Genomic DNA, 25,427 nt, shown 5'->3' with positions numbered 1-25,427 from the left:
AAGGCATCCCCCGTGGACACCCTGGTGGACGCTCCCCTGACCATTCCCGCCCTCGCCGACGCGACCGAACTGTCCTGCGACGTCCTGGTCATCGGCGGCGGGACGGCCGGCACCATGGCCGCGCTGACCGCGGCCGAGCGCGGCGCGCGGGTACTGCTGCTGGAGAAGGCGCACGTGCGGCACTCCGGCGCGCTCGCCATGGGCATGGACGGGGTCAACAACGCGGTCGTCCCCGGCCGAGCCGAACCCGACGACTACGTCGCCGAGATCACGCGCGCCAACGACGGCATCGTCGACCAGTCCACCGTCCGGCAGACCGCGACCCGCGGCTTCGCGATGGTCCAGCGCCTGGAGTCGTACGGGGTGAAGTTCGAGAAGGACGAGCACGGCGAGTACGCGGTCCGCCAGGTGCACCGGTCCGGGTCGTACGTGCTGCCGATGCCGGAGGGCAAGGACGTCAAGAAGGTCCTCTACCGGCAGCTGCGGCGCCGGGAGATGCGCGAGCGGATCCGCATCGAGAACCGGGTCATGCCGGTCAGGGTGCTCACCCACCCGGACGACGGCCGGGCCATCGGCGCGGCCGGGTTCGACACGCGCACCGGCGCGTTCGTGACCGTCCGGGCGGGCGCGGTGATCCTGGCCACCGGGGCGTGCGGCCGGCTCGGGCTGCCGGCCTCGGGCTACCTGTACGGAACGTACGAGAACCCCACGAACGCGGGCGACGGCTACTCCATGGCCTACCACGCGGGGGCCGCGCTCACCGGGATCGAATGCTTCCAGATCAACCCGCTGATCAAGGACTACAACGGGCCGGCCTGCGCGTACGTCGCGAACCCGTTCGGCGGCTACCAGGTGAACCGGCACGGCGAGCGGTTCGTGGAGTCGGACTACTGGTCGGGGCAGATGATGGCCGAGTTCGCCGGCGAACTCGCCTCCGACCGGGGCCCGGTGTACCTCAAGCTCAGCCACCTGCCGGAAGAGACCGTCACCGCCGTCGAATCGATCCTGCACACGACCGAGCGGCCCACCCGCGGCACGTTCCACGCGGGCCGCGGCCACGACTACCGCACCCACGACATCGAGATGCACATCTCCGAGATCGGACTGTGCGGAGGCCACTCCGCCTCCGGGGTGCGTGTCGACGCGCACGCCCGCACCACCGTGTCCCGGCTGTACGCGGCCGGAGACCTGGCCTGCGTACCGCACAACTACATGATCGGCGCGTTCGTCTTCGGTGACCTGGCCGGCGAGGACGCCGCACGGTACCGGGCCTACGAGGGCGAGCTGCCCCGGGACCAGCTGGCCACCGCCCACGAGCTCGTCTACCGGCCGCTGCGCAACCCGGACGGGCCGCCGCAGCCGCAGGTGGAGTACAAGCTGCGGCGGTTCGTCAACGACTACGTGGCACCGCCGAAGACGGGGGCGAAGCTGTCCCTGGCGGTGGAGGCGTTCACCCGGATGGCGCAGGAGATCGCCGGGATGGGGGCGCGCACTCCGCACGAACTCATGCGGTGCGCCGAGGTGAGCTTCATCCGGGACTGCGCGGAGATGGCCGCCCGGGCCTCGCTGGCCCGCACCGAGTCCAGGTGGGGCCTGTACCACGAACGGCTGGACCACCCGGAGCGGAAGGACGCGGACTGGCTGCACCATCTCGACCTGCGCAAGGCACCCTCCGGGGCGATGGAGTTCACCGCACGGCCCGTGGAGCCGTACGTGGTCCCCGTCCCGGAGTTCACGCCGGTACCGGGGCCCGAGCGCCGACTGGGCGAGGTCGCGCTGGTGCCGGTGGCCACGGCGGGCCCGCGGGACACGGCCCCGGCCGCGCGCCCGGCCGCACCCGCGGGGGGCGGATCCGTGGCGGACGCACGGGTGGCGGGCGGATCCGTGGCGGACGCACCCGTGGCGGGGCCCGCCCCGGCACCCGCCCCGGCCGAGGCTCCGGAGACGGCCGCGCCCGGCCCCGCCCTGCTCCGCCTGCTCTCCCTCGCCGAGGAGTCCCCCGACCTGGACGCCCTGCGCCCCTACCTGGCCGACGCCGACCCGGGCGTACGGGCGGCCGCGGTCGCCGCCCTCGGCGAGACCGTACCGCCCGGCGCCGGGCCCGCACTCGCCGCCCGCCTGCAGGACCCCGCACCCCGCGTCCGGGCCGCTGCCGCGGCCGCGCTGCGCGAACTCGTGGAAGTACTCCCGGCCGAACCGGAGTTGGGCGACGGCCTACGGGCGTCGCTGGGCGTCGCCGACCCGACCGTCCGGGCCGCCGCGCTCGACGTGCTGCGCACCCTGCGGCTGGGTGACGCCGGGGTGTACGCCGCCGCACTCGCCGACACCGACATCGAGGTGCGTACCACCGCCGTCCGTGCGCTGGTCTCGGTCGACGCGGTGCCGGAACTGGCAGCGGCCGCCGCCGACCCGGCCCGCGAGGTCCGCGTCGCGGTGGCCCGCGGACTCGCAGCCGTGCCCGCCCCGGCACCGGCACCGCTCGACCCGCTGCTGGACGATCCCGACCCGCTGGTCCGCGGCGCCGCCCTGGCCGCGCTGGCCGCCATCGGATGCCCGCCCGAGTACGCAGCGCGGGCCGCGGCGGCGCTGGACGACCCCGCGTGGCAGGTCCGGGCCGGCGCCGCGACCGCCCTCCGCGCGGCCCCACCCACCACGGCGGTCCCCGCCCTCGCCACGGCCTTGGCCGACGCGAACGCGGATGTCCGCAAGGCCGCCGTCCTGGCCCTCCTCACCCACCGCGCCACCCCCGAAGCCCGCACCGCCCTCGCCAGGGCCACCACCGACCCCGACGCCGACATCCGCGCCTACGCGTCCCGCGCGACGACGTGACGGGAGCATGAGGAGCCGCACAGGAAGCGCGCCCCAGCGATCACCGGCGGCCCAGATGTGGATCTTGCCAGCCTCGACTGCGCCGACGGTGTACGCGCCCGCGCGAACGGCACTCTCGCCGAGGAAGCGGCCGGCGCTGAGTGTCAGCGCTCGTTGATAGCGTGCTTCGTCCGGTCGGGGAGTTCACGAAGGGACGCGGTACGTACGGAAAGTGGCATGCCATCAGGTCAGCGAGCAGCGGTTGGCCAAGGCGCTCGACGACATCGACGGCCGGGCCTACACACGGTGGCACTCGCTGCGGTACGGCAGCATCTCGCCGACGCTGATCCGGGCCATGGCGGACGAGCTGCTCGACCATGTCGCCGCGCGAACGGTGACGGAGCCGGGGCTCGACGCGGCGGCCGGCACGGTCGCCGTCACCGCCGCGGAATGTGTGCACGCCCACCGCGCGGACCTGGCTCGACATGTTCGAGATGTGTGTCGTCAGTGGGCATGTGTGGAACTGGGAGCGGGTCACCGGGCTGCTGCTGCGCGGCGACTACGCGCCCGCCATCCGTGACGGCGTGCCCTACAACCGGTACACGTCCGTCTCCGACCCCGCCGACCTCGCCGCCATGGACGCCCTGTGCCCCTATCTCACCGAGGCGGCCGGGCATCTGCCCCGCGACCGGCCTACGGTTCCGCTGCGCAAGCCGGACGCCGAGGAGCGCGCGGAGGCTGCCCGGCGGCTCGACGAGGTCGGCGACGCGCTGAGTGCGGACCAGCGGCTGCTCCGGGTACTCCTCGACGACGACCAGCACGCCTTCGAGGACGCCCTCGTCGCCCGGCTGGTCGCGTACCGGGAGAGCGTCGAGGCCGATGCCGGTGATCCCGCGCCCCGGTCCCTCCTCCCCCTCGGCGCCCTCGCCCTGGCCTGCCTCGCCGTCCAGGTCCATGCGTGGGAACTCGGTGTCCGGTCCGGGTATCTGCCGCACGGTCTGCTGGGATCGCCGGACGCGCTGCGCCTGGCGGCGGAGGGGAACCGGAACAACGTGGACTGCTGGGCCGCCAAGTAGGCCACCCGCGGAAGTGGGCCTGGGCCGACATCCGGGACATCGTCCGACGTGGGGCAGGGTGGTCCTCCGTCCTTGGCTGTCGCACAGGCGTACGCGCCGCCTCGGAATCGTGGGTGCGGACCGCAAGGGGGAGTCCCGGCTTCCCGGAGGCGCCGACCGGCGTGACGGTCCTCATCACGAGCCGGACAAACCGTGGCCGTCCATCAATCGCATCAGGTTCCGCTTGCGCTTCTGGGCGGCGCGCAGGTCGCGGATGTACGCGGTGAAGTCGGCCGGTGTGCCGAGGCGGTGGTGGCAGTCGCGGATGCTCAGGAGCAGGCTGACGAGCTGTTCGTAGGCGTGGTTGCCGGTCTCACGGGTGAGGCGGGCGGCGAGGCGGAGGTAGACGCCGAGGGCGTCGGCAGGGCGGGTCGGCCGGGAGAGGTCGGCTAGGGCGAGCCACTGGCCGTCGTGGGCGCCGAACCCGACAGCTGCCTGCCAGGCGGCATCCACGTCCTTGTCGTCGAGGAGGACGTCGACGAGCACACGGGCACCGTGTGCACCCGCCCGTTCGGCATCGGCGCGGAGAAGTGTCCGTGCTCTCTCGCGCTCGGTCGGCCAGCATGCGGCGGCCTCGGCGGCGGCGCGAAGCTGCTGGTAGGCGAGCAGGGTGCGGCGGGCCGTGAAGTGGTCCCGGCGCAGGGTGACGGCGTCGGCGAGCCGGTCGGTCCGCGCGTAGCGGTCCGCGAGGTGGTCGACGAGGGCGGTGTCGACCGTAGCGAGGCCCTCGGTCTCGCGGATGCCGCGCTCAGCCCATTCCAGGGCCTCGGCGGTACGGCCGGCGGTGTCGAGCTCTCGGGCGATGAGCAGGTGGGTGTGGCCGTTCGGCGCGAGGTCGGCGGCGTGCACGGCGATCACCGTGTCGATGTCCCGCCCCGACTTCGCCAGGCGCTGTATGAGGTGCTTCTCGGCCCAGCCTGTGCGGTTCGCCTTCCATGCTTCGGTCGCGTACCGGCGCAAGGCGGCCATTCCTTGCTCGCCGAGCAGGTCCTTGTAGCGGAGCGGGTCGATCTCCGTCAGGTCGGCCGCGTCGTCGAGCGCGTGCGTCACCAGCCAGTGCGCGAGTTCCTCCGGGTCTGGACGGGCCGCGCGGCAGGCGTCGTGGTGGGCGTCGGCGAGGTCGCCACCTACGCGCCCGAGCCATCCGTCGGAGTCATCGACGTTCTCGACCACGGAGGCCAGGAACCCGATCGCCTCCCGGGTCAGCGCCATCGCGTCGGCCGCCCGGCCGGAGGTCGTCAGTGACCGGATCACGGTGACCGCCTGCCCAGCCTGGTCGGCGTAGGCCCGGGCGTCGGCGTACTCGACGTATCCGTATCGGGCGAAAGGCCCGACATCGAGCAGCTCACGGATGCGGGAGCGGACCTCGGCCAGATCTCCGCGCGCGCTCGCCGCTCTCAGTTCCAGGCGACGCCGCAGCTGCCGGTCCTCGGCCATCTCCTCCCGTACAAGCGCGATCAGATCCTCCCGAGAGAGGTCCGCCAGCCAGGCTTCGAGGCCACGCGCCCTGTCCCGGGCCGACGTACGCTGCCGGGAGAGGTCAGCCTCCCGGCCGATCAAGGTCAGGCCGACGGCGACCAGATGCTTGCAGAAGTTGCCCTCCTGGCCATACGGGCAGTCGCACGTGCCCGTCGGCGTCCTGCGCCCGCCCAGGCGTAGCTCCACCTCATACCGCTCGGTACCGCGTACCGAGGCCCTGACCCAGCCGTCACCGACCTCGACCCCGGACACCGCGTCGACGTAAGCGAGCCCGCGCTCGAACGAACGCTCCCCGGCCAGCGCCCTCAGCTTCGCTTCCGTAAGACCGCCCACAACCCCCGCACTCCGATCCGGCTCGGGCTCCGTTGCCACGGCCCTCACCCTAACGGCCGCCCGTCGAACCACCCCTGGGATCAGCGCGGCGCTACTCCTCAGCACCGCCCCCGTTGCGTTCTTCGCGGTCCTGAAAGAGGGCCGTCGGCTCTCCCGGCACTGGGCGGCGGGTGCGCATAGCTGCCGACGGAGAGATCTCGGCAGGTGGGGATGGATAACCGTACCGCCGGTGTCTCGGACGTATTGCCGGCCCATGACGGCGCATGCTCCCTGAGGCGAGTCGACGCGGACGGCGCTTGTGTGCGGCCGTTGGAAGGGTCGTGCACGTGCGGGGTTGGGCAGCGGGCCGCAGGGGGAGTCTGTGCCCTGCGGCCCGACAACTGACGTCGAGCCACTGTGACATGAGTGGCCGCTGTCCTAGAGCGGGGAACTTCAGAGACGGAGGCGATGCATCGTGGAACGACGCATGTCGGTTGCGACGCACTGGGGCAGTTTCGTCGCGGTGGTCGATTCCGGTCGGCTGGTGCGAATCGAGCCGAGGGGCGATGACCCCGCGCCCTCGCCTATCGGACCCGGAATGGTGACAGCCGCCGACGACAGCGCGCGCGTTTTGCGCCCCGCGGTGCGCAAGGGCTGGCTGAACGGCCTGCCGCGCGCCCACGACACGGCCAGGGGCGCGGATGCCTTCATGGAGGTGAGCTGGGACGACGCGATCACCCTGGTGAGCGACGAACTGCGCCGAGTGCGTTCGCAGCACGGAGACAGCGCCGTGTTCGGCGGCTCCTACGGCTGGGCGAGTGCAGGCGCGTTCCACCATGCGCAGGGGCAACTCCACCGGTTCCTGGCGTTAGGCGGGGGATACACCGACTCTCGCAACACGTACAGCACCGCAGCTTTGGAGGTCATCCTCCCCCATGTGATCGGCGGATCTCCGTGGAGCTACCAGTCCCGGATGCCGATGTGGGACGAGATCGCCGAGAACTGTGAGCTCGTGGTGGCGTTCGGAGGGCTGGCCCTCAAGAACAGCCAGATCAACCCCGGCGGACTGGCCAGGCACCAGACGCAGGACCGCCAGCGAGCGTGCCGTGCGGCCGGGGTGCGGTTCGTGAACATCAGCCCCATCCGCAGCGATACCGCCGGCTTCCTCGACGCCGAGTGGCTGCCCGTCATCCCCAACACCGACACCGCCGCGATGCTCGGCATTGCACACACCATGCTGGTCAACGGCTGGCACGACGAGGACTTCCTTCGCCGTTGCTGCGTCGGGTTCGACCGCTTCGCCTCCTACTTGACCGGCGCATTCGACGGCGTTGCCAAGGATGCTGCCTGGGCAGCGAGGATCACGGGCATGAGCCGGGACACGATCACGGAGCTGGCCCGCCGCCTGTCCACGCAACGTTCGCTCATCATGGTCAACTACGCGGTACAACGGGCGGACCACGGCGAACAGCCGATCTGGATGTCGGTCGTACTGGCTGCCATGGCGGGCTCGATGGGGCGGCCAGGCTGCGGCTGGGGCGCGGGCTACGCGACGATGGACGCGACCGGCGTCGCCCCCGGCCGGCCCTCCGTGGCGTCGATTCCCCGGGTTCCCAACCCCGTCGCGGATTTCATCCCTGTCGCACGGATCGCCGACACCCTGCTGCATCCGGGCAAGACCATCGACTACGACGGCCAGCGCCTGACCTTGCCCGAGCTCCGCCTGATCTACTGGTGCGGAGGGAACCCGTTCCACCACCACCAAGATCTCCACCGCTTGTCCCGCGCCTGGCAGACCCCTGACACGGTGGTGGTTCACGAAGCCTGGTGGAACACCACGGCCAAGTTCGCCGACATCGTCCTTCCCGTCGCCACCAGCCTGGAGCGCGACGACTTCGCCGCCGGATTCTCCGACCCCCACCTCGTCGCGATGCCGAAAGTCCGTGAGCCGGCGGGCGAGGCACGCACCGACCACCACATCTTCACCGCCCTGGCCTCCCGGCTCGGATACGAGAGCGAGTTCACGCAGTCACGCTCCGAGATCGAATGGGTCCGGCACCTCTACGAGCAGACGAGGACCGACCTCGGCGACGGCGCGGCCTTGCCGAGTTTCGACGACTTCTGGCGAAGCTCCACGGCTGAACTGCCGGCGCTCCGCGGCCCGTTCCCCGGCAGCTTCGAGGCGCTCCGCGCAGATCCGCAGCGTTTTCCCCTGACGACCCCGTCGGGCCGGATCGAGATCTTCTCCGAGGAGGTCAACTCGTTCGGCTACGACGACTGCGCCGGGCATCCGGCGTGGTTCGAACCAGTGGAGTGGCTCCGTGCCGACCTGTCGGACCGATTCCCGCTGCACTTGATCTCGAATCAGCCCGCCTCACGTCTGCACAGCCAGTACGACAACGGCGGTCACAGCCTCAAGTCGAAGATCCGTGGCCGTGAGCCCGTGACGATCAATCCGCTGGACGCCGCGTCCCGCGGCATCGAGAACGGCGTGATCGTCCGCATCCACAACGACCGCGGCAGCTGCCTGGCGGGCGCAGTCCTGTCAGACGATGTCATGCCCGGCGTCATCCAACTGTCCACCGGAGCATGGTGGGACCCGGCCCAGCCAGGCCGGAGCGGCACTTTGGACCGCCACGGCAATCCGAACACCCTCACGGCCGACCGAGGGTGCTCGCGACTGTCCCAGGGACCGAGCGCCCACAGCGCGCTCGTCGACGTCGAGCTCTACGACGACCCCCTTCCGGACGTGCTCGCCTTCACACCACCACACCTCGAACGCTGACACGCAAGCTGCCCGCCTCTGCGGGCAGTTGTTCGAGTCCGCCGCCGTCAGTGCGCAGCGGGTCGCCGCCGGCCGCCAGAGGCGCCACCTCCCGTTTTGCAATTGCGTAATCAAATGAATACTGTGCGCAACCGTGACTGCACTTCAAGACCTCAAGTACGGCCAGTGGTTCAGGGGCGCCGACGTCGACGGCGACGGGTTCATCACCCAGCAGGACGTCCGCGCGATGAGCGAGCGCTACCTCGCCGCCCGAGACACCGCACCGGACTCCGCGACCGCCCGCCGACTCATCGAGGGAATGGACGGGTTCTGGACGAATGTGATCGCCCCGATGGACCAGGACGGTGACGGGAAGGTCGATCTGCGGGAGATGACCGAAGGCTTCAGGAGCGTCCTGACCGACCCCGCCCTCTATCCGCAGCAGATCGCGCCGGTCACCGACTGCTTCTTCGACCTCGTCGACCTCAATGCAGACGGCAAGATCGACCAGGCCGAGTTCCAGCAGATGTTCGACTCGGTCGCCGGTGTGCCCGGCGAGGACTGCGCCACGGTCTTCGCCGCTCTGGACAGGGACGGCTCCGGTGGGCTGGACCGCGCCGAATTCCACCAGGTTCTCACCGAGTTCTTCTACGGCAACGACCCGGATGCTCCTGCCAACCACCTCTTCGGCAGGGTCGCCGCCTGACAGCCCCGAATCCGGCCGCCCACACCACTTGCTGTGTGGGCGGTCGGCGTCGAGGCCCCAGGCCAGGCAGCCCCTGGCGCGCCCCGTCGGCCGGCGGCCGACTCGTCGCCGCGCACCCGGGCGGCGCCCGTCCAGCGCGGGCGAACGCGGTGCGCCGCGTCGGCGACCGGTGCGACCGCTCCAACTCCGAGCACCGCGACCCCTCCGGCGTCTTCGGCGTCGCCACCAAGTCGCCGGGCAACGCCGGGTCCGTCCGCCGCGCGGCCCCGCGACCGTGGCGTGCGGCCGCTGCTCCGCAGCCTTCCGCGCCTCCGGGCAAGCACGCATACCTCAGGCAGCAGTAGCCGGTGACGGCGCAACCAGCCCACCGACTGGTCGAACAGCGACACCGGTCCTGGGCGTGCGTCCACGCCCGCCCCTGCAGGAACGTATGGAACCGCCGCGACCACTCCTCGTACTCGTGGTACGCGTGGGCGTCCCGGATCTCCCACGCTCGCTCGTACGCCGTCGGCGTGCGCTCGGTGAACCGCTTCACGCACGGGACGCGCAGAACCTGCTGCCCGCGCCGCGTGCCCCTGACCCCCGCGCCCACCGGACACCCGGCGGGCGGACCTTCGCGTCCGCCGCTGCCGCTGGGAAGCCCGGCCTGCGCGTCCGCTCAGCCACTTCTGTCGGCATACGCAACCGCGGCCGCGCCGACACGGTGTCGGGCGGCCGGCGCTCGCCCTGGAGCGGTCAGACCTGGAGTGACGGCCGGTCGGAACGAGCGTCCAACGAGCGTTGAAACGGCGGACAGCCACCCGTGGCGCCGGCAACCGGAACTCCCCCAACATCCCGCAAAGGCCCGGCGCAATGCCAGGTCAAACGACGTCAGCGTCAGTTCAGACCCCCTTTGACACCGGCTCCAGGATCGCCACGCACTCCACGTGGTGCGTCATCGGGAAGAGGTCGAAGGCGCGGAGGGTGCGGGGCTTGTAGCCGGCTTCGGCGAAGTAGGCCAGGTCTCGGGCCAGGGCTGCCGGGTCGCAGGCCACGTACGCGATGCGGCGGGCCGAGAGGCCGGCGATGTGGCGGACCGTCTGCTTGCCGGCGCCCGCGCGGGGCGGGTCCAGGACGACCAGGTCGCACTCCGTGATGCCGGTCTTGGGGAGAATCTGCTCGACCTTGCCCTGTTCGACGCGGACGCGGGGGAACTCGGCCAGGTTGTGCCGGGCGTCCTCGACGGCGCGCTTCGTCGACTCGATGCCGAGGACCGCGCCCGTCTCGCCGAGGCGTTCGGCCAGGGCGCCCGCGAAGATGCCGACGCCGCAGTAGAGGTCGAGGGCCATCTCGCCCTTGCGGGGCATGAGGCCCTGCATGACGGCCTTGATCAGGGTGTCCGCGGCCTGGGGGTGGACCTGCCAGAAGCCGCCCATGCCGACGCGGTAGGTGCGGCCGTCCGCGCGCTCGCGGACGAAGGGGCGGCCGTGGACGCGGTGGACCCCGCCGTCCTTCTCCTCGACGCGCAGGACCGACACCGGCTTGTCGAGCTCCACGAGCGGCAGACGGCCGCCGGGACGCGGGGTCAGGACCACCTGGCGGTCGCTCGAGCCGGAGGCGGCGATGGCCTCCACCGAGGCCATCTGCGGCCAGTCCTGCTGCTCGATGCCGAGTTCCGAGACGCCCGGTGCCGCGATCATGCAGTGGTCGATCAGCTGCACGGAGTGCGAGCGGTGCTTGCGCAGGCCCGTCCGGCCGTCCTCGTCGATCGCGTACTGCACGCGGGTGCGCCACTGCGGCACCTGCCCGGCCGGCACCTTGTCGCCCTCGGCCGGCATGACCGTGCCGTCCCAGCCGGCCTCCTCCGGGGTGAGCCCGGCGAGCCGCTTGAGCTGCTCGGCGATGACGTCGCCCTTGAGGCGGCGCTGGGCGCCCGGCTTGGCGTGCTGCCAGTCGCAGCCGCCGCACTTTCCGGGACCGGCGTACGGGCAGGGGGCCTCGACGCGGTCCTTGGAGGCGTCGAGCACCGTGATGGCGTCGGCGCGCAGGAAGCGGGAGTCGCTCTCGCCCTCGGTGACGCGTGCGACGACCCGCTCGCCGGGGAGCGTGTGGCGGACGAACAGGACGCGGCCGTCCTCGGTCCGGGCGATGCAGTGCCCGCCGTGCGCGACGGGGCCGACCTCGACCTCGTACTCCTCCCCGACCAGTGACTGCTTCTCGTTCTGCTCGGCGCTCGTCATGGTGGGGAGACTCCAAAAACCTGAAAACGGTGAACGGCCGGACGACCGACCCACCAGTTTACGTGGATCTCGTCCGGCCGTTCACCAACCCGGTACCCGGCCCCTCAGGCCTTTGCCGCGGGGTCCTTCGGGGGTCGCGGGGTGTCCACCGGACCGCGGCGCACGGCGCCCGGGGCGTTCCACTCCTGGCGCTTGCGGGCCCGCCTCTTGGCCAGCTCGGAGGACTCCAGCTGGTAGGGCACCGAGGTGACCATCACACCGGGCGTGAAGAGGAGCCGGCCCTTCAGCCGCAGGGCGCTCTGGTTGTGCAGCAGGTGCTCGTACCAGCGCCCGACCACGTACTCCGGGATGTAGACGCTGACCGCGTCGCGCGGGTTCTCGCTGCGCAGGCCCTTCACGTACTCGACGACCGGGCGGGTGATCTCCCGGTACGGCGAGTCGAGGATCTTGAGCGGGACGTTGATCCCGCGCCGGTCCCACTCCGCGCGCAGGGCCTTCGTCTCGGCCGGGTCGACGCTGATGCTGAGCGCCTCCAGGGTGTCCGAGCGGGTCAGCTTGGCGAAGGCCAGGGCGCGCAGCGTGGGCTTGTGGACCTTGGAGACCAGGACGATCGAATGGACCCGCGACGGCCGCACGCTGTCGTCGCTGGGGCCGTCGGCGGCGGCGATCTCGGCGGAGACCCGGTCGTAGTGCTTGCGGATCGCGCTCATCGTTCCGTAGAAGATCAGCATGCCGAGCAGGGCGACCCAGGCACCGTGGGTGAACTTGGTCGCGAGGACGACGACCAGCACCATGCCGGTGAAGAAGGCGCCGAAGGTATTGATCGCGCGGGAGCGGTGCATCCGGCGGCGGGCGGCCTGGTCGCGCTCCGACTTCAGGTGGCGGTTCCAGTGCCGGACCATGCCGATCTGGCTCAGCGTGAAGGAGACGAACACGCCGACGATGTAGAGCTGGATCAGCTTGGTGGAGTCCGCGTCGTAGACCCACACGAGCAGCATGGCGGCGCCGGCGAGGAGCACGATGCCGTTGGAGAAGGCGAGCCGGTCGCCGCGGGTGTGGAGCTGGCGCGGCAGGTAGCGGTCCTGGGCCAGGATCGAGCCGAGCAGCGGGAAGCCGTTGTACGCGGTGTTGGCGGCCAGGAACAGGACCAGCGCGGTGGCCGCGGCCAGCACGATGAAGAGGATGCTGCCGTCGCCGAAGACGGCCTCGGCGACCTGGGAGATCACCGGGTGCTGGACGTAGTCGTCGCCGACGGGGACGCCGTCCTTCAGCAGGTCCACGGAGGGGTTCTCGGCCATCCGCACGTTCGTGGCCATGGCCAGGCCGATGATCCCGCAGAACATGGTGACGGCCAGGGCGCCCATGAGCAGCAGGGTGGTGGCCGCGTTCTTGCTCTTGGGCTTGCGGAAGGCGGGGACGCCGTTGCTGATGGCCTCGACGCCCGTGAGCGCGGCGCAGCCGGAGGAGAAGGCCCGCAGCAGCAGGAAGACCAGCGCGAAGCCGGCCAGCCCCTGGTGTTCGGGTTTGATCTCCAGGTCCGCGGTGGGGGCCTGCATGGTGTCGCCGACGACGATGCCCCGCCAGGCACCCCAGGCGATCATGACGAACACCGCTCCGACGAACACGTAGGTCGGAATGGCGAAGAGGTTCCCGGACTCTTTCACCCCGCGCAGATTCATCAGCGTGAGCAGCAGAATCATGACCATCGCCGAGAGCACTTTGTGCTCGATGACGAAATGGACGGCGGAGCCGAGGTTCTCGACTCCCGAGGAGATCGAGACGGCGACGGTCAGGACGTAGTCGACGAGCAGGGCGCTCGCCACCGTGAGGCCGGCCTTGGGTCCGAGGTTGGTGTTGGCGACCTCGTAGTCCCCGCCGCCGCTGGGGTAGGCGTGGACGTTCTGCCGGTAGGAGGCGACCACGGTGAACATCAGCACGACGACCGCGGCCGCGATCCAGGGGCTGAAGTGGTACGCCGACACGCCCGCGATCGACAGGACCAGCAGGACCTCGCCCGGGGCGTAGGCCACGGAGGAGAGCGGGTCCGAGGCGAACACCGGGAGGGCGATCCGCTTGGGCAGGAGCGTTTCCCCGAGGCGGTCGCTGCGTAGCGCCCGGCCGATCAGGATCCGTTTGGGCACGTCGGTCAGTTTGGACACGGAGAGGATCGTAAGCGTTCGAAATCGGCCTGGCGAAACCGCACCCCGCCACGCGGCACGGCGCCGCCTGAATGCGGGCGCTCATGTCGTCCGGACGCGGTCCGCTCGTGCCGGTGGCCGTGCCGTCGCCGCCCGGATTGCGTCTCCGCGTCGTACGCAGGCCGCAGGCCGTGCACGTGCCGAGCGGACGCCGGGCGGATGCCGAGCGGACGCCGGATGCCGGGCGGGCCACCCCACCGGGACGGAGGAGGTCCCGTCCGTGACCGCCCGTGTGTAGCTTGGGCCATCGTCTGAGACCCTGTTAAACCAGAGCATGCAATGAGGCTGGGTACCAGCGAGCCGCTGACAGCCGGAAGGACGGCCGTGCACATCGTCATCATGGGTTGCGGAAGAGTGGGTTCCGCCCTCGCGCAGACCCTGGAACAGCAGGGGCATACGGTCGCCGTCGTCGACCAGGACCCCACCGCATTCCGCCGGCTGGGGGCCGGGTTCGGCGGCCGCCGCGTCACCGGCGTCGGCTTCGACCAGGACACCCTGAGGGAGGCCGGGATCGAGGAGGCGGGCGCCTTCGCCGCGGTCAGCAGTGGTGACAATTCCAACATCATCGCCGCCCGCGTGGCCCGGGAGATGTTCGGCGTCGAGAACGTCGCCGCCCGTATCTACGACCCCAAGCGCGCCGAGGTCTACCAGCGCCTCGGCATCCCCACCGTGGCCACCGTCCGGTGGACCGCCGACCAGATGCTGCGCCGGCTGCTGCCCTCGGGCGCCGAGCCGCTGTGGCGCGACCCGAGCGGGGGCGTGCAGCTCGCCGAGGTGCACGCCTCGGACACCTGGATCGGCCACAAGGTCAGCAAGCTCCAGGAGGAGACCGGCGTCCGCGTCGCCTTCCTGACCCGCCTGGGCGAAGCGATGCTGCCCACGTCGGCGACCGTCCTCCAGGAGGGCGACCTCGTCCACGTCATGATGCGCACGGACGAGATCGAAAAGGTCGAGGCGGCCTTCGCCGAGGGGCCCGAGGAGGCACACGCATGAGAGTCGCGATCGCCGGGGCAGGCGCGGTGGGCCGTTCCATCGCGGGCGAGCTGCTGGAGAACGGGCACGAGGTGCTCCTGGTCGACAAGGCCCCGACCGCCATCTCGGTGGAGCGGGTGCCGCAGGCGGAGTGGCTGCTGGCCGACGCCTGCGAGATCACCTCGCTGGACGAGGCGGCGCTGCAGCGGTGCAACGTGGTCATCGCGGCGACCGGCGACGACAAGGTCAACCTGGTCGTCTCGCTGCTCGCCAAGACCGAGTACGGGGTCCCGCGGGTGGTGGCCCGCGTCAACAACCCGAAGAACGAGTGGCTCTTCAACGAGTCCTGGGGCGTCGACGTCGCGGTGTCCACGCCGCGGCTGATGTCGGCCCTGGTCGAGGAGGCCGTGAGCGTCGGCGACCTGGTGCGGCTGCTGCGCTTCAGCCACGGCGACGCGAACCTGGTCGAGCTGACCCTGCCCCCGGACTCCTCGGTCGCCGGCCGGCAGATCAGCGACCTCACCTGGCCGGAGGACACCTCGCTGGTCACGATCATCCGCGGCAACCGGGTCCTCACCCCGCACGGGGAGGAGACGCTGGAGCCGGGCGACGAGCTGCTGTTCGTGGCGGCGCAGGCGCGGGAGGAGCAGCTGGAGATCCTCCTCCAGGCCCGCCGGTAACCCAGCAGGCACGCTCGCACGACGAAGGGGGCGGGGGCGACCTGATCGGTCGCCCCCGCCCCCTTCGTGCTGTGCCGCCGGACGGACGGTCCTGCGGGTGCCGCGCCGCTCCCGGGGCTCCGCCCCTGACCCTGCGCCTCAAACGCGCGTGGCCGGACATGCCCTGTCGGGCTGGGAGGCGCCTGCGGGCTACGGGCGGTTTTCGCCGGGGGTTTTCTGGGCGGCTTCCTTCGCTTCCCATTCCGCGATCACGTCGATCGGCGGCGGGGCCTTGGCCAGGAAGACCCAGGTGAAGTACACGGCGAGCACCATCGGCGGGAGTTTCAGGGCGATCAGCACCCACCCGAGCTGCGTCGCGTCGCCCCACCAGTACAGCGGGAAGAGGATCGCGTACTTGACCAGGAAGATGATGCCCCAGGCCAGGCTGGCCTTGACGTACGCCTTCTTGCGGCCCGGGTTGCGGGTGCGCCAGGACAGGTTCTCCTTGAACACCGGCCCCAGGATCACGCCCAGCAGGGGGAAGCCCACCAGCGCCGAAACGGTGAAGGCCACGCCCAGCCCTGCGCCGTAGATCATGCCCGGCAGGTAGAAGCCCTTCGCGCTGCCCGTGAACAGGGCGAAGGCCACGCCCACGCCCACGCCGAAGACGCCGCTGAAGGCGTGCTTCACGGTGTCCCTGCGCAGCAGTCGCACGATCACGAGCAGGACCGCGACCGCGCCCGCCGCGAGGGCGGAGAGCTTCACGTCCCGGTTGATCGTGTAGATCATGACGAACAGCAGCCCGGGGAGCATCGTCTCCACGGTGCCCCGGATGCCGCCGAAGGCGTCGAACAGCGCCGCCTGGGTCAGTGCGCCCTGGTCGTCGGCGGGGGCGCCGTCGGGGCCCGGTTCCGGGGTGGTCGGTTTGTCGAGTGACGTCACCGGTCAGTGCTCCTGTCCGAGCGGTCGGAGTTCGTACTTCGGGTTGAAGAGCACGCGGCGGCCGTGGGTCATGGAGATCCTGCCGGAGGCGATCATGCGCCGGCCCGGCTCGATTCCCACGATCGAGCGACGCCCGAGCCAGACCACGTCCAGTGCCGCCGAGCCGTCGAACAGCTCCGCCTCGAGGGCGGGGACGCCCGCGCGCGGCCGCAGGGTGACCGTACGCAGGGTGCCGGTCACCTTCACTATCTGCCGGTCGTCGCAGTCGCAGATGCGCGTGCACCCCGCGGCTTCTGCGTCCTCCTGCAGCTCCGCCGAATGCAGCTCCTCCTGCGAGGTGGACAGCCGCTCTATCATCCGGCGGAACCGGCCCGCCGGCCTGGCCGGCTTCGCGGGCTTCTCGGGACGCGGTTCAGCACTCATAACAGGAAGCCTACCGGCGTGCGCACCACCTCTCGAAGCGGTGCACCGGGCCCGGTTCGGTGATGAGGTGCCGGCGGTCCGGCTCCTCCCCCACGTGAAAAGGCCGGTGGGCCCGCCCGAGGGGGCGGGGCCCACCGGCCCGAGGCGTGCGGAAGCTCCGCGGGCCGTCGACCGGAGGGGTCAGCGGACCTCGGTGATCTCGGGGCCGCGCTCCAGCTGTCCCATGCCGCCGCCGAAGCGGGAGCCTTCCTGCTCCTCCGTCTGCACGCCGTCCGGCACCATCTGGGCGTCGTTGGGCAGCTTCAGGACGATCGGGTCGCGGGGCGCCATCGGGCCGTCACCGCGGACCACGACGGTGTCCCGGAAGATCTGCTCCAGGACCCCCGCCGACTCGGGGCGCACCGCGCCCTGGCCGGAGATGACGCCGCGCAGGAACCAGCGCGGACCGTCGACGCCGACGAAGCGGACCAGCTGCGCGCCGGTCTGCCCGTCCGGCAGCGGTACGGGAACCTGGGCGCGCAGCTCCCAGCCCAGCGGACCCTCGACCTCGTCGATGATGCCGCCCTGCTGGGTGATGCCCGAGGCGATCTCCTCGCGGACCTCGCCCCAGATGCCTTCCTTGCGCGGTGCGGCGAAGGCCTGCAGCTGTACGGCGCTGTCGCCCAGGACGACGGTCGCGGCGACGATCGCGTCCCCGGCGACCTCGACCCGCAGCTCCATGCCCTCGACCCCGGGTACGAAGATGCCGCCCAGGTCCACCCGGCCGTCGGCCGGGTCGCCGAGCACCTCGGAGACGTCCCAGGGGCCGTCGGGGCGCGGGGCCGGAGGCAGGTTCACCCGGCGCGGCTGGGCCGCGTCGAGCTCCTCGGCGCCGTCCTGCCCGCCGGCGTCCAGGCCGGACACACGGCCATCGACCTGCTCGGTCGCGCCGCCGTCCTTGGCGGAGTCGTTCTTCTTGCGACGTCCGAACACGTCACTGTCCTTCCCGGTCGGTTACGACCGAAGCGTAGCCATTCCCACCCTGCTGACCAGTGCCGGATCCGGCCACGGCCGCATGACCGCCGGTGGAGCCGAAACCCCCCTCGGCCCGGGCCGAGCCGGGAAGTTCCGCCACCTCGTGGAAGCGCACCTTCTCGACCCGCTGGACAACCAGCTGGGCAATGCGGTCGAAGCGCTCGAACCGGACGCTCTCGCGAGGGTCGAGGTTGACCACGATCACCTTGATCTCCCCACGGTACCCGGCATCCACCGTCCCCGGGGCATTCACGAGCGCGAGCCCGCAGCGGGCGGCCAGGCCGGAGCGCGGGTGCACGAAGGCGGCGTACCCGTCGGGCAGCGCGATGGACACCCCGGTGGGGAGGACCGCCCGCTCGCCGGGTTGCAGCTCGGCGGCCTCGGTGGTCACCAGGTCGCAGCCGGCGTCACCGGGGTGACCGTAGGCGGGCAGGGGGACCTCCGGGTCGACGCGGCGGATGAGCACGTCGACGTCGTGGCGGGGGCCGTGGTCGTTCAGGGACATCAGGGGTTCACCTCGAAGGCGCGGGCGCGCCTGACCTGGTCCGGGTCGGACATCGCCGCCCGGATCTCCTCGGGCCGACCGTTGTCGATGAAGTGGTCGACCTTCACCTCGATGAACAGCGCGTCCGCCCGTACGGCGACGGGACCCTCGGGGCCGCCTATCCGGCCGACCGCGCTGCAGTAGATCTTGCGCCCGGCGACGGCGGTGACCTCGGCCTCCAGGTACAGCACCGTGTCCACCGGAACGGGCCGGACGAAGTCGGTCTCCAGCCGGCCCGTCACGGCGATGACGCGCAGCAGCCAGTTGAGCGAGCCGAGCGTCTCGTCGAGCGCGGTGGCCAGCACGCCGCCGTGGGCGAGGCCGGGGGCGCCCTGGTGCGCGGGCTTGACGGTGAACTCGGCGGTGATGCGCACGCCCTCACCCGCACGGGCTTCCAGGTGGAGTCCGTGCGGCTGTCCCCCGCCGCAGCCGAAGCAGTGTTCGTAGTGCGCGCCGAGGAGCTCGCCGGGTGCGGGCGCGTCGGGGTGCCGGACCGGCGCGGCGGCATCGGCCGGGGGCGTCAACGCTGTGTTTCGTCCACTCACAGCCGCAGACCTTACCCGCGCGGCCATCCGCCGGACGCCTCGTGGCAGGCTTGGTTCATGCAGCCCTCCCCCGCGCTCCACGACGAACGCCTGACCGCTCCCCGCTCCTGGTGGGGCATCGCCGCGCTCACCGGCCTCGCGTGCGCGCTGATGCTGCTGCCGCTGGGCACGCTGCCGCTGCTGGCCGGGCTGGTCGGGGGCGCCGGACTGGCCGGGATGCTGGTGAGTTCGTACGGCTCCGCGCGCGTGCGCGTGGTGAACGGCGCGCTGGCGGCCGGTGAGGCGCGGATCCCGGTGGCGGCCCTGGGCGAACCGCAGGTCCTGGACGCCGAGGAGGCGCGCGCCTGGCGTACCCACAAGGCCGACACCCGCGCGTTCATGCTGCTGCGCGGCTACGTGCCGACCGCGGTCCGCGTCGAGGTGACCGATCCGGCGGATCCCACCCCCTACGTGTACGTCTCCACCCGCGAGCCGGAGGCCCTGCGGGCGGCCATCCTCGCGGCGAAGGGCTGACCCCGCCGACTTCGGGAGCCGGCGTCGCGGGCCGGGGGTCCTCAGCCTCCGCCGTCCTGCCGTCCGGGGCCCTCGAGTGCGACCCTGACGGCCTCGGGAAGGGGCTGGGAGGGCTGTTCCAGGGGCGGGAGCTGCGGGAGGGACTCCCAGGGCACGGCGCGACCGCGCAGGTCTCCACGGACCTTCTCGGCGAGTTTGCGGGTGTCGCGGCGGTTCATGGCCGCACCGACGGCCGCCCCGATCATGAAGGGGATGAGGTTGGGCAGGTTGCGGACCATCCGCTTCGTGATCTGCTGGCGCAGTTCGCGCTTCATCTGGCCGCCGAGCGCCGCGTTCAGCGTGGTCGGTTTGGTGAGGTCGACGCCGCGCTCCTCGGTCCAGGAGGTCAGGTAGGCGACGCTGCGCTGCCGGACCGTGCCGGGCGGGCGCAGGCCGTAGACCTCGTGGAGTTCGGCGACCAGTTTGAGTTCGATGGCGGCGACGCCGGTGATCTCCGCGGCCAGTTCCGCCGGCATGGCGGGCGGGACGGGCAGCATGGCCGCCGCTCCGATGCCGGCGCCGACGGCCGAGGTGGCGTTGGCGGCGCCGAGGATCAGCTTGTCGGCAAGCTGATCGGGGTCGAGGCCCGGGAACTGCGCGCGCAGGGTCGCGAGGTCCCGAACCGGAACGCGCGGTGCGTTCTCGATGATCCTTTCGGCGATGTACAGGGCGGCGTCCCTGACACCCTCGCCGCCCTTGCGTACACCGTTCCTGACGGCTTGCAGCCGACGGGTCCCGGACCGGTGCCGGGCCTCCTCGCCGGCCTCTGTGTCCGACGGCACCGCGGGGGCGGTGTCGGAGGGCACATCGGCACTCTCGATGGCGGAGCCGCCGGAGGTTCCGGGACCCGTGCGCGGGTCCGTGGTTCCTCCTCGCGTCTCCGCCGGATCACCGGACTTCCGGAAGCGGCGCTTCCGAAACGGTGTCGAGCCGGCCACGGCGGACGCCTCTCAGTCGCAGTCGCGGCAGATCGGCTGACCGTTCTTCTCGCGGGCCAGCTGGCTGCGGTGGTGCACCAGGAAGCAGCTCATGCAGGTGAACTCGTCGGCCTGCTTCGGCAGGACCCGGACGGCCAGTTCCTCGTTGGAGAGGTCCGCGCCGGGAAGCTCCATGCTCTCGACCGAGTCGAATTCGTCCATGTCCGCGGACGAGGTCGACTTCTCGTTACGTCGGGCCTTCAGCTCTTCAATGCTGTCGTTGTCGACGTCGTCGTCGGTCTTGCGTGGGGTGTCGTAGTCCGTTGCCATTGTTCGCTCTCCCCCTCTGGGTGTTAGCGGTGTCTCAGCGCACGTAACGCGCGAGAGGCCGGACTTGTGCCCGACCTGAGGCGGAGATTTTGCCTCACATCAAGGTCTGTTACTCAATCGACACCCAGCCGCCTGCCTGAAGGAGCACTCAGCTGGGATGACGACCGGGACCGTACACGGTCCCGGGGTCGTCTTGCACAAACGCCACCCCGTGTATTTCCCGCCATCCGGGGTGCCGGAAACCCGGACGTCCCGGGCTTTCCGGCCCTCAAGGGGTCACAGAACGCACATGGTCCGACACCCGGTCATGTGATCGATCACACAGGGCCGGTTGTCTTCATGGGACAGGTATTCAGCCAAAAGCGAACACGGGGCGCTGTGCTCACATGGGAAGAGTGACGCGCATCACGAGACCACCGCCTTCCCGGGGGATCGCCTGGATCCGTCCGCCGTGGGCACGCGCCACGGAGCGCGCGATGGACAGCCCGAGCCCGACGCCCTTGTCGCTGTTCGTCCGCTCCGTGCGCAGCCGCCTGAAGGGCTCGAACAGGTTGTCCACCTCGTACGCGGGGACCACGGGACCCGTGTTCGACACCACCAGGACCGCCGTGCCGTGCTGGGCCTCGGTGGTGACCTCCACCCAGCCGTCCTCCGGCACGTTGTACCGCACGGCGTTCTGCACCAGGTTCAGGGCGATCCGCTCCAGCAGCACGCCGTTGCCGGGGATGACGACCAGGGCGCGCTCCCCGCGGATCTCCACGCCCTTGGCCTCGGCCTCCCCGCGCACCTGGTCCAGGGCGCGGGAGGCGACCTCCGCCAGGTCCACGGGCTTGCGTTCGACGATCTGGTTCTCGCTGCGGGCCAGCAGCAGCAGGCCCTCGACCAGCTGCTCGCTGCGCTCGTTGGTGGCGAGCAGGGTCTTGCCGAGCTGCTGGAGCTCGAGCGGCGCCCCGGGGTCGGAGAGGTGCACCTCCAGCAGCGTGCGGTTGATCGCGAGCGGGGTCCGCAGCTCGTGCGAGGCGTTCGCGACGAACCGCTGCTGGGCCGTGAAGGCCCGCTCCAGCCGGTCGAGCATCTCGTCGAAGGTGTCGGCGAGCTCCTTGAGCTCGTCGTCCGGCCCGTCCAGCTCGATCCGCCGGGTCAGGTCGGATCCGACGACGCGGCGGGCGGTGCGGGTGATCTTGCCGAGCGGCGAGAGCACCCGGCCGGCCATCGCGTAGCCGAAGGCGAAGGCGATGATGCTCAGGCCCAGCAGGGCCATCAGCGAACGGCTCAGCAGGTCGTCCAGCGCGTGCCTGCGCTGTTCGAGCATGCACTGGCCGATCGCGGCGTTGAACTCGCTGGGCGTCAGCTGGCCCACCACACCGGGGCAGGTGCTGCTGGTGACCCGCACCTCGCCGCCGACGATCTGGAACGGGGGCGCGTTGCCCTCCCGCAGGGCCTGGGCCGCCAGCAGGTAGATGATCGACAGCAGCAGGATGCCCGCGATCAGGAACATCCCGCCGTAGAGCAGGGTGAGGCGTATGCGGATGGTCGGCCGCAGCCACGGGAAGGGACTCTCCGGCGCGGCGGGGTCCCAGGTCGGCTTGGGCGGCGCGACCGGTGGCGCCGGGTTGGCTGGCACGCGCGTCAGATCCGGTATCCGGAGCCCGGCACGGTCACGATGACCGGCGGCTCGCCCAGCTTGCGCCGCAGGGTCATCACGGTCACCCGGACGACGTTCGTGAAGGGGTCGGTGTTCTCGTCCCACGCCTTCTCCAACAGCTGCTCGGCCGAGACCACGGTGCCCTCGCTGCGCATGAGGACCTCCAGCACGGCGAACTCCTTGGGCGCCAGCTGCACCTCCCTGCCCTCGCGGAACACCTCGCGCCGGTTGGGATCCAGCTTGATGCCGGCCCGCTCCAGGACCGGCGGCAGCGCGACGGTGGTGCGCCGCCCCAGGGCCCGCACCCGGGCGGTCAGCTCGGTGAAGGCGAAGGGCTTGGGCAGGTAGTCGTCCGCCCCGAGCTCCAGGCCCTCCACCCGGTCGCTGACGTCGCCGGAGGCGGTCAGCATCAGGACGCGCGTGGGCATCCCGAGCTCGACGATCTTCCGGCAGACGTCGTCGCCGTGGACGAGCGGGAGGTCCCGGTCGAGCACGACCACGTCGTAGTCGTTGACGCCGACCCGCTCCAGGGCGGCGGCGCCGTCGTACACGACGTCCACGGCCATGGCCTCCCGGCGCAGGCCGGTGGCCACCGCATCGGCGAGCAGCTGCTCGTCCTCGACGACGAGTACGCGCACGTCGATTTCCTTCCTCCGAGCCCCGGCAGGGCACACGTGTGTTGCGTCGCCCATCCTGCCCCTTTCGGCCGTAAACCGGCTGTAAGGCGCCGCTCGCACGCTGCAGCGACGGGCCCGTGCCGGGCGGAGGCGGGGATTCCCACGGCTCACGAGGTTTCTGCGCCCGGGGTGCCGGGGAGGACGTCACCACACCCCGACCACTCCCTGACGGCGGATCGCCACGCCGCCGCCGACCCACGAAGAGGGGGCGAACCCACCATGGACGCATTCACCGCGGGTCTCCTGCAGCGCATCAGGGCCACGCAGACGGACCTCAGGCAGGCCCGCGAGGCGGGCGACGACTTCCTCGCCGACGTGGAGCAGGCGGAGCTGGAGGACCTCCACCGCCTGGCCGCCGAGCACGGAGTCCCGGTCTCGGTCGCCGTGCCCGCCGGCTGACCGGCTCCCCCGTCACGGCCCGGACCCCGGCCGCCCCTCGGGGCGCCGGGGTCCCCTCGTGTGCGCCGGGATTCCCCACGCGCGGCCGGGGTTCCCCGAGGTGCGGGGGGAATTCCCCGCGCGGCCGGGCCCCGGGTCAGTCGTGCCAGGCCCCCGCCGCCTCCAGCAGCGGCTGCAGGGAGGCGAAGACTTCGGGGGTGGCGGCGAGGGTGAGCTCGCCCGTCGCGGGCCGCCCCGGCCGGCCGCCGGTCAGGGCCCCGGCCTCGCGGGCGATCAGGTCGCCCGCCGCCAGGTCCCAGGGGTTCAGCCCGCGCTCGTAGTACCCGTCGAGCCGCCCGGCGGCCACGTCGCACAGGTCCAGCGCCGCCGAGCCGCCCCGCCGGATGTCGCGGACCAGCGGGATGATCCGCGCCACGACCTCGGCCTGGTGCGCCCGCCGGGTCTGCACGTACGCGAAGCCCGTCCCGAGCAGGGCCTGGTCCAGCGGCGCCGCCGGCCGGCAGGCGAGGCGCAGTGCGCCCAGCCAGGCCCCGCCGCCGAGGACCGCGTGGTAGGTCTCGCCGCGCATCGGGGCCGCCACGACGCCCACCACGGTCTCGCCCCCGTACTCGGCGGCGATGGACACGCCCCAGCTGGGCAGGCCGTAGAGGTAGTTCACGGTGCCGTCCAGCGGGTCGACGACCCACCGCACCCCGCTGGTCCCGGGGGCGTCCGCGCCCTCCTCGCCCAGCAGCCCGTCCTCGGGCCGCCGTTCCGCGAGGATGCCGGTGATCAGCTTCTCGGCCGCGATGTCCATCTCGGTCACCACGTCGATGGGGCTGCTCTTGGTCGCGGCGACCGCCAGGTCGGCCGGCCGGCCGTCGCGCAGCAGGGCGCCGGCCTGCCGGGCGGCCTCCAGGCCGACGTCCAGCAGCTCGGCCTTCAGCTCATCGGAGATCAAGGTTCCTCATCCCTACGCGTACGGACTGTCGGCGCCCGCGGCCGCCGGCCGGGGCGTCCGCCCCGGGCAGCACCCCACGGCGCACAGGTCGTGGCTCTGTCCCAGCGTGCCCACCCAGCACTCCGGGACCGTCTCCCCGCGCTCCCTGGCGGCCCGCTCCAGCACGAGCTCGCGTACCGCGGCGGCGAACGCGGGGTCGGCCCCGACCGTCGCCGAGCGGGCGACGGGCAGGCCCAGCTCGGCCGCCTTCGCGGTGGCCTCGGTGTCGAGGTCGTAGAGGACCTCCATGTGGTCGGAGACGAAGCCGATGGGCACCATCACGGCGGCGGGCGCCCCCTCGGCGTGCAGGGCCTCCAGGTGGTCGCAGACGTCCGGCTCCAGCCACGGGATGTGCGGGGCTCCGCTGCGGGACTGGTAGACGAGCCGCCAGGGGCGGCTGACGCCGGTCCGCGCGGCCACCTCGTCCGCGATCACCCGGGCGACGTCGAGGTGCTGCCTGACGTACGCGCCGCCCTCGCCCCCCTCGGTGTGGTCCTCGACGGGGCCGGAGGTGTCGGCCGCCGCCGTCGGGATGGAGTGGGTGGTGAAGGCGAGGTGCGCGCCGGAGCGCACGTCCTCGGGCAGCCCGGCGAGCGAGGCCACCACCCCGTCGACCATGGGCCCCACGAAGCCCGGGTGGTTGAAGTAGTGGCGCAGCTTGTCCACGCGCGGCGGTTCCAGGCCCTCCTCGGCGAGGGCGGCCAGCGCGTCGGCGAGGTTCTCGCGGTACTGCCGGCAGCCGGAGTAGGAGGCGTAGGCGCTGGTCGCGAGCACGGCGATCCGGCGGCGGCCGTCGGCGGCCATCTCCCGCATCACGTCCGTCAGGTACGGCGCCCAGTTGCGGTTGCCCCAGTAGACCGGCAGGTCCAGCCCGTGCTCGGCGAAGTCCTTGCGCAGCGCGTCGAGCAGCGCCCGGTTCTGGGCGTTGATGGGGCTGACCCCGCCGAAGCCGAAGTAGTGCTGCCCGACCTCCTTGAGCCGTTCCCGCGGGATCCCCCGCCCGCGCGTGACGTTCTCCAGGAACGGCACGACGTCGTCGGGGCCCTCGGGCCCCCCGAAGGAGAGCAGCAGGAGGGCGTCGTAGGGGGCGGCGGAACCTTCGGCCGGGGGCCGGGCGGCGGCGGCGCGGAGCTGGTCTGACATGCCTCGAATCCTGCCACCCGGCCCGGTCCGGCGGGAATCGGCCCGGCCGGGGACAGCCCGCCCGTGCGAGGTAAGGTGAACCTAA

21 protein-coding genes and 2 pseudogenes are annotated in these 25,427 nt (G+C 71.7%); 8 read left to right on the top strand and 15 right to left on the bottom strand.

Translation table 11 applies throughout. The features are described from left to right. Positions 1-12: 12 nt before the first annotated feature. Together AC07FY_RS20415 and AC07FY_RS20410 are read left to right on the top strand one after the other, a co-directional pair. The gene (locus tag AC07FY_RS20415) at positions 13-2,829 is read left to right on the top strand and encodes a fumarate reductase/succinate dehydrogenase flavoprotein subunit (protein WP_479008107.1); all 2,817 of its coding nucleotides are present in this window, start codon (positions 13-15) and stop codon (positions 2,827-2,829) included. Positions 2,830-3,040: 211 nt separating this feature from the next. Further along, positions 3,041-3,884, top strand: a pseudogene (locus tag AC07FY_RS20410) (Imm49 family immunity protein). Positions 3,885-4,058: 174 nt separating this feature from the next. Here AC07FY_RS20410 and AC07FY_RS20405 read toward each other — a convergent pair. Beyond that, entirely contained in the window at positions 4,059-5,735 is a 1,677-nt protein-coding gene (locus AC07FY_RS20405; RefSeq protein WP_479008105.1) for an SWIM zinc finger family protein, read from the bottom strand. Positions 5,736-6,189: 454 nt separating this feature from the next. On the opposite strand from AC07FY_RS20405, the gene AC07FY_RS20400 reads away from it, so the two are divergent. Continuing rightward, entirely contained in the window at positions 6,190-8,499 is a 2,310-nt protein-coding gene (locus tag AC07FY_RS20400) for a molybdopterin-dependent oxidoreductase (RefSeq protein ID WP_479008103.1), read from the top strand. A gap of 133 nt (positions 8,500-8,632) precedes the next feature. After that, positions 8,633-9,184: an EF-hand domain-containing protein gene (locus AC07FY_RS20395; protein WP_479008101.1), complete on the top strand. Its 552-nt coding sequence runs from the start codon at positions 8,633-8,635 to the stop codon at positions 9,182-9,184. A gap of 133 nt (positions 9,185-9,317) precedes the next feature. Here AC07FY_RS20395 and AC07FY_RS20390 read toward each other — a convergent pair. The 3 genes and pseudogenes from AC07FY_RS20390 to AC07FY_RS20380 form a co-directional block, all read right to left on the bottom strand. Continuing rightward, positions 9,318-9,722 (bottom strand): annotated as a pseudogene (locus AC07FY_RS20390) (DUF4158 domain-containing protein); the annotation flags it as partial. A 343-nt stretch (positions 9,723-10,065) separates the two neighbouring features. Further along, positions 10,066-11,403, bottom strand: coding sequence for a class I SAM-dependent RNA methyltransferase (locus tag AC07FY_RS20385; protein ID WP_479008099.1), 1,338 nt, complete (start codon positions 11,401-11,403; stop codon positions 10,066-10,068). A 104-nt stretch (positions 11,404-11,507) separates the two neighbouring features. Beyond that, the gene (locus AC07FY_RS20380) at positions 11,508-13,562 is read right to left on the bottom strand and encodes an APC family permease (RefSeq protein WP_479008097.1); all 2,055 of its coding nucleotides are present in this window, start codon (positions 13,560-13,562) and stop codon (positions 11,508-11,510) included. Between the two features lie 363 nt (positions 13,563-13,925). Here AC07FY_RS20380 and AC07FY_RS20375 point away from each other — a divergent pair, with 363 nt between their 5' ends. Both AC07FY_RS20375 and AC07FY_RS20370 read left to right on the top strand, forming a co-directional pair. Next, on the top strand, positions 13,926-14,594 hold the full coding sequence (locus tag AC07FY_RS20375; RefSeq protein WP_479008095.1) for a potassium channel family protein: 669 nt from the start codon (positions 13,926-13,928) through the stop codon (positions 14,592-14,594). Further along, the gene (locus AC07FY_RS20370) at positions 14,591-15,253 is read left to right on the top strand and encodes a potassium channel family protein (protein ID WP_479008093.1); all 663 of its coding nucleotides are present in this window, start codon (positions 14,591-14,593) and stop codon (positions 15,251-15,253) included. Before AC07FY_RS20375 ends, AC07FY_RS20370 begins: the two co-directional genes overlap by 4 nt. A 189-nt stretch (positions 15,254-15,442) precedes the next feature. On the opposite strand, the gene AC07FY_RS20365 is transcribed toward AC07FY_RS20370, so the two are convergent. The 5 genes from AC07FY_RS20365 to AC07FY_RS20345 all read right to left on the bottom strand — a co-directional run bounded on the left by AC07FY_RS20365 (position 15,443) and on the right by AC07FY_RS20345 (position 18,700). Next, on the bottom strand, positions 15,443-16,174 hold the full coding sequence (locus tag AC07FY_RS20365) for a DUF3159 domain-containing protein (RefSeq protein ID WP_479008091.1): 732 nt from the start codon (positions 16,172-16,174) through the stop codon (positions 15,443-15,445). Positions 16,175-16,177: 3 nt separating this feature from the next. Continuing rightward, a complete protein-coding gene (locus AC07FY_RS20360; protein ID WP_479008089.1) occupies positions 16,178-16,597 on the bottom strand; it encodes an OB-fold nucleic acid binding domain-containing protein in 420 nt (139 codons plus the stop codon). Between the two features lie 180 nt (positions 16,598-16,777). Then, positions 16,778-17,569 (bottom strand): DUF3710 domain-containing protein, encoded by a 792-nt coding sequence (locus AC07FY_RS20355; protein WP_479008087.1) that lies wholly within the window; start codon positions 17,567-17,569, stop codon positions 16,778-16,780. Position 17,570: 1 nt separating this feature from the next. Beyond that, the gene (gene dut, locus AC07FY_RS20350; protein ID WP_479008085.1) at positions 17,571-18,116 is read right to left on the bottom strand and encodes a dUTP diphosphatase; all 546 of its coding nucleotides are present in this window, start codon (positions 18,114-18,116) and stop codon (positions 17,571-17,573) included. Further along, positions 18,116-18,700, bottom strand: a complete 585-nt coding sequence (locus AC07FY_RS20345; protein WP_479008083.1) for a PaaI family thioesterase — start codon at positions 18,698-18,700, stop codon at positions 18,116-18,118. Before AC07FY_RS20345 ends, dut begins: the two co-directional genes overlap by 1 nt. 57 nt (positions 18,701-18,757) lie before the next feature. On the opposite strand from AC07FY_RS20345, the gene AC07FY_RS20340 reads away from it, so the two are divergent. Further along, complete coding sequence (locus tag AC07FY_RS20340; protein WP_479008081.1) at positions 18,758-19,213, top strand: DUF3093 domain-containing protein; 456 nt, start codon at positions 18,758-18,760, stop codon at positions 19,211-19,213. A 41-nt stretch (positions 19,214-19,254) separates the two neighbouring features. On the opposite strand, the gene AC07FY_RS20335 is transcribed toward AC07FY_RS20340, so the two are convergent. The 4 genes from AC07FY_RS20335 to AC07FY_RS20320 all read right to left on the bottom strand — a co-directional run bounded on the left by AC07FY_RS20335 (position 19,255) and on the right by AC07FY_RS20320 (position 22,782). Next, a complete protein-coding gene (locus AC07FY_RS20335) occupies positions 19,255-20,190 on the bottom strand; it encodes a hypothetical protein (protein ID WP_479008079.1) in 936 nt (311 codons plus the stop codon). Positions 20,191-20,202: 12 nt separating this feature from the next. After that, positions 20,203-20,499, bottom strand: coding sequence for a DUF4193 domain-containing protein (locus tag AC07FY_RS20330; protein ID WP_030008769.1), 297 nt, complete (start codon positions 20,497-20,499; stop codon positions 20,203-20,205). A gap of 382 nt (positions 20,500-20,881) precedes the next feature. Beyond that, positions 20,882-22,123: a sensor histidine kinase gene (locus AC07FY_RS20325; RefSeq protein WP_479008077.1), complete on the bottom strand. Its 1,242-nt coding sequence runs from the start codon at positions 22,121-22,123 to the stop codon at positions 20,882-20,884. A gap of 5 nt (positions 22,124-22,128) precedes the next feature. After that, positions 22,129-22,782, bottom strand: a complete 654-nt coding sequence (locus tag AC07FY_RS20320; RefSeq protein WP_030036265.1) for a response regulator transcription factor — start codon at positions 22,780-22,782, stop codon at positions 22,129-22,131. Between the two features lie 258 nt (positions 22,783-23,040). Here AC07FY_RS20320 and AC07FY_RS20315 point away from each other — a divergent pair, with 258 nt between their 5' ends. After that, positions 23,041-23,220: a hypothetical protein gene (locus tag AC07FY_RS20315; protein WP_479008075.1), complete on the top strand. Its 180-nt coding sequence runs from the start codon at positions 23,041-23,043 to the stop codon at positions 23,218-23,220. A gap of 136 nt (positions 23,221-23,356) precedes the next feature. Here the strand turns inward: AC07FY_RS20315 and AC07FY_RS20310 are convergent, their stop codons facing one another. Further along, positions 23,357-24,160, bottom strand: a complete 804-nt coding sequence (locus AC07FY_RS20310) for an inositol monophosphatase family protein (protein WP_479008073.1) — start codon at positions 24,158-24,160, stop codon at positions 23,357-23,359. 12 nt (positions 24,161-24,172) lie between these two features. Then, positions 24,173-25,342 (bottom strand): ferrochelatase, encoded by a 1,170-nt coding sequence (locus tag AC07FY_RS20305; RefSeq protein ID WP_479008071.1) that lies wholly within the window; start codon positions 25,340-25,342, stop codon positions 24,173-24,175. Positions 25,343-25,427: the final 85 nt, after the last annotated feature.

The sequence above is a fragment of the Streptomyces sp. NPDC045967 genome (genome assembly GCF_056430495.1).
Note: the sequence above shows the minus strand (reverse complement) of the source record. Positions and strands in the feature narration are given on the sequence as shown.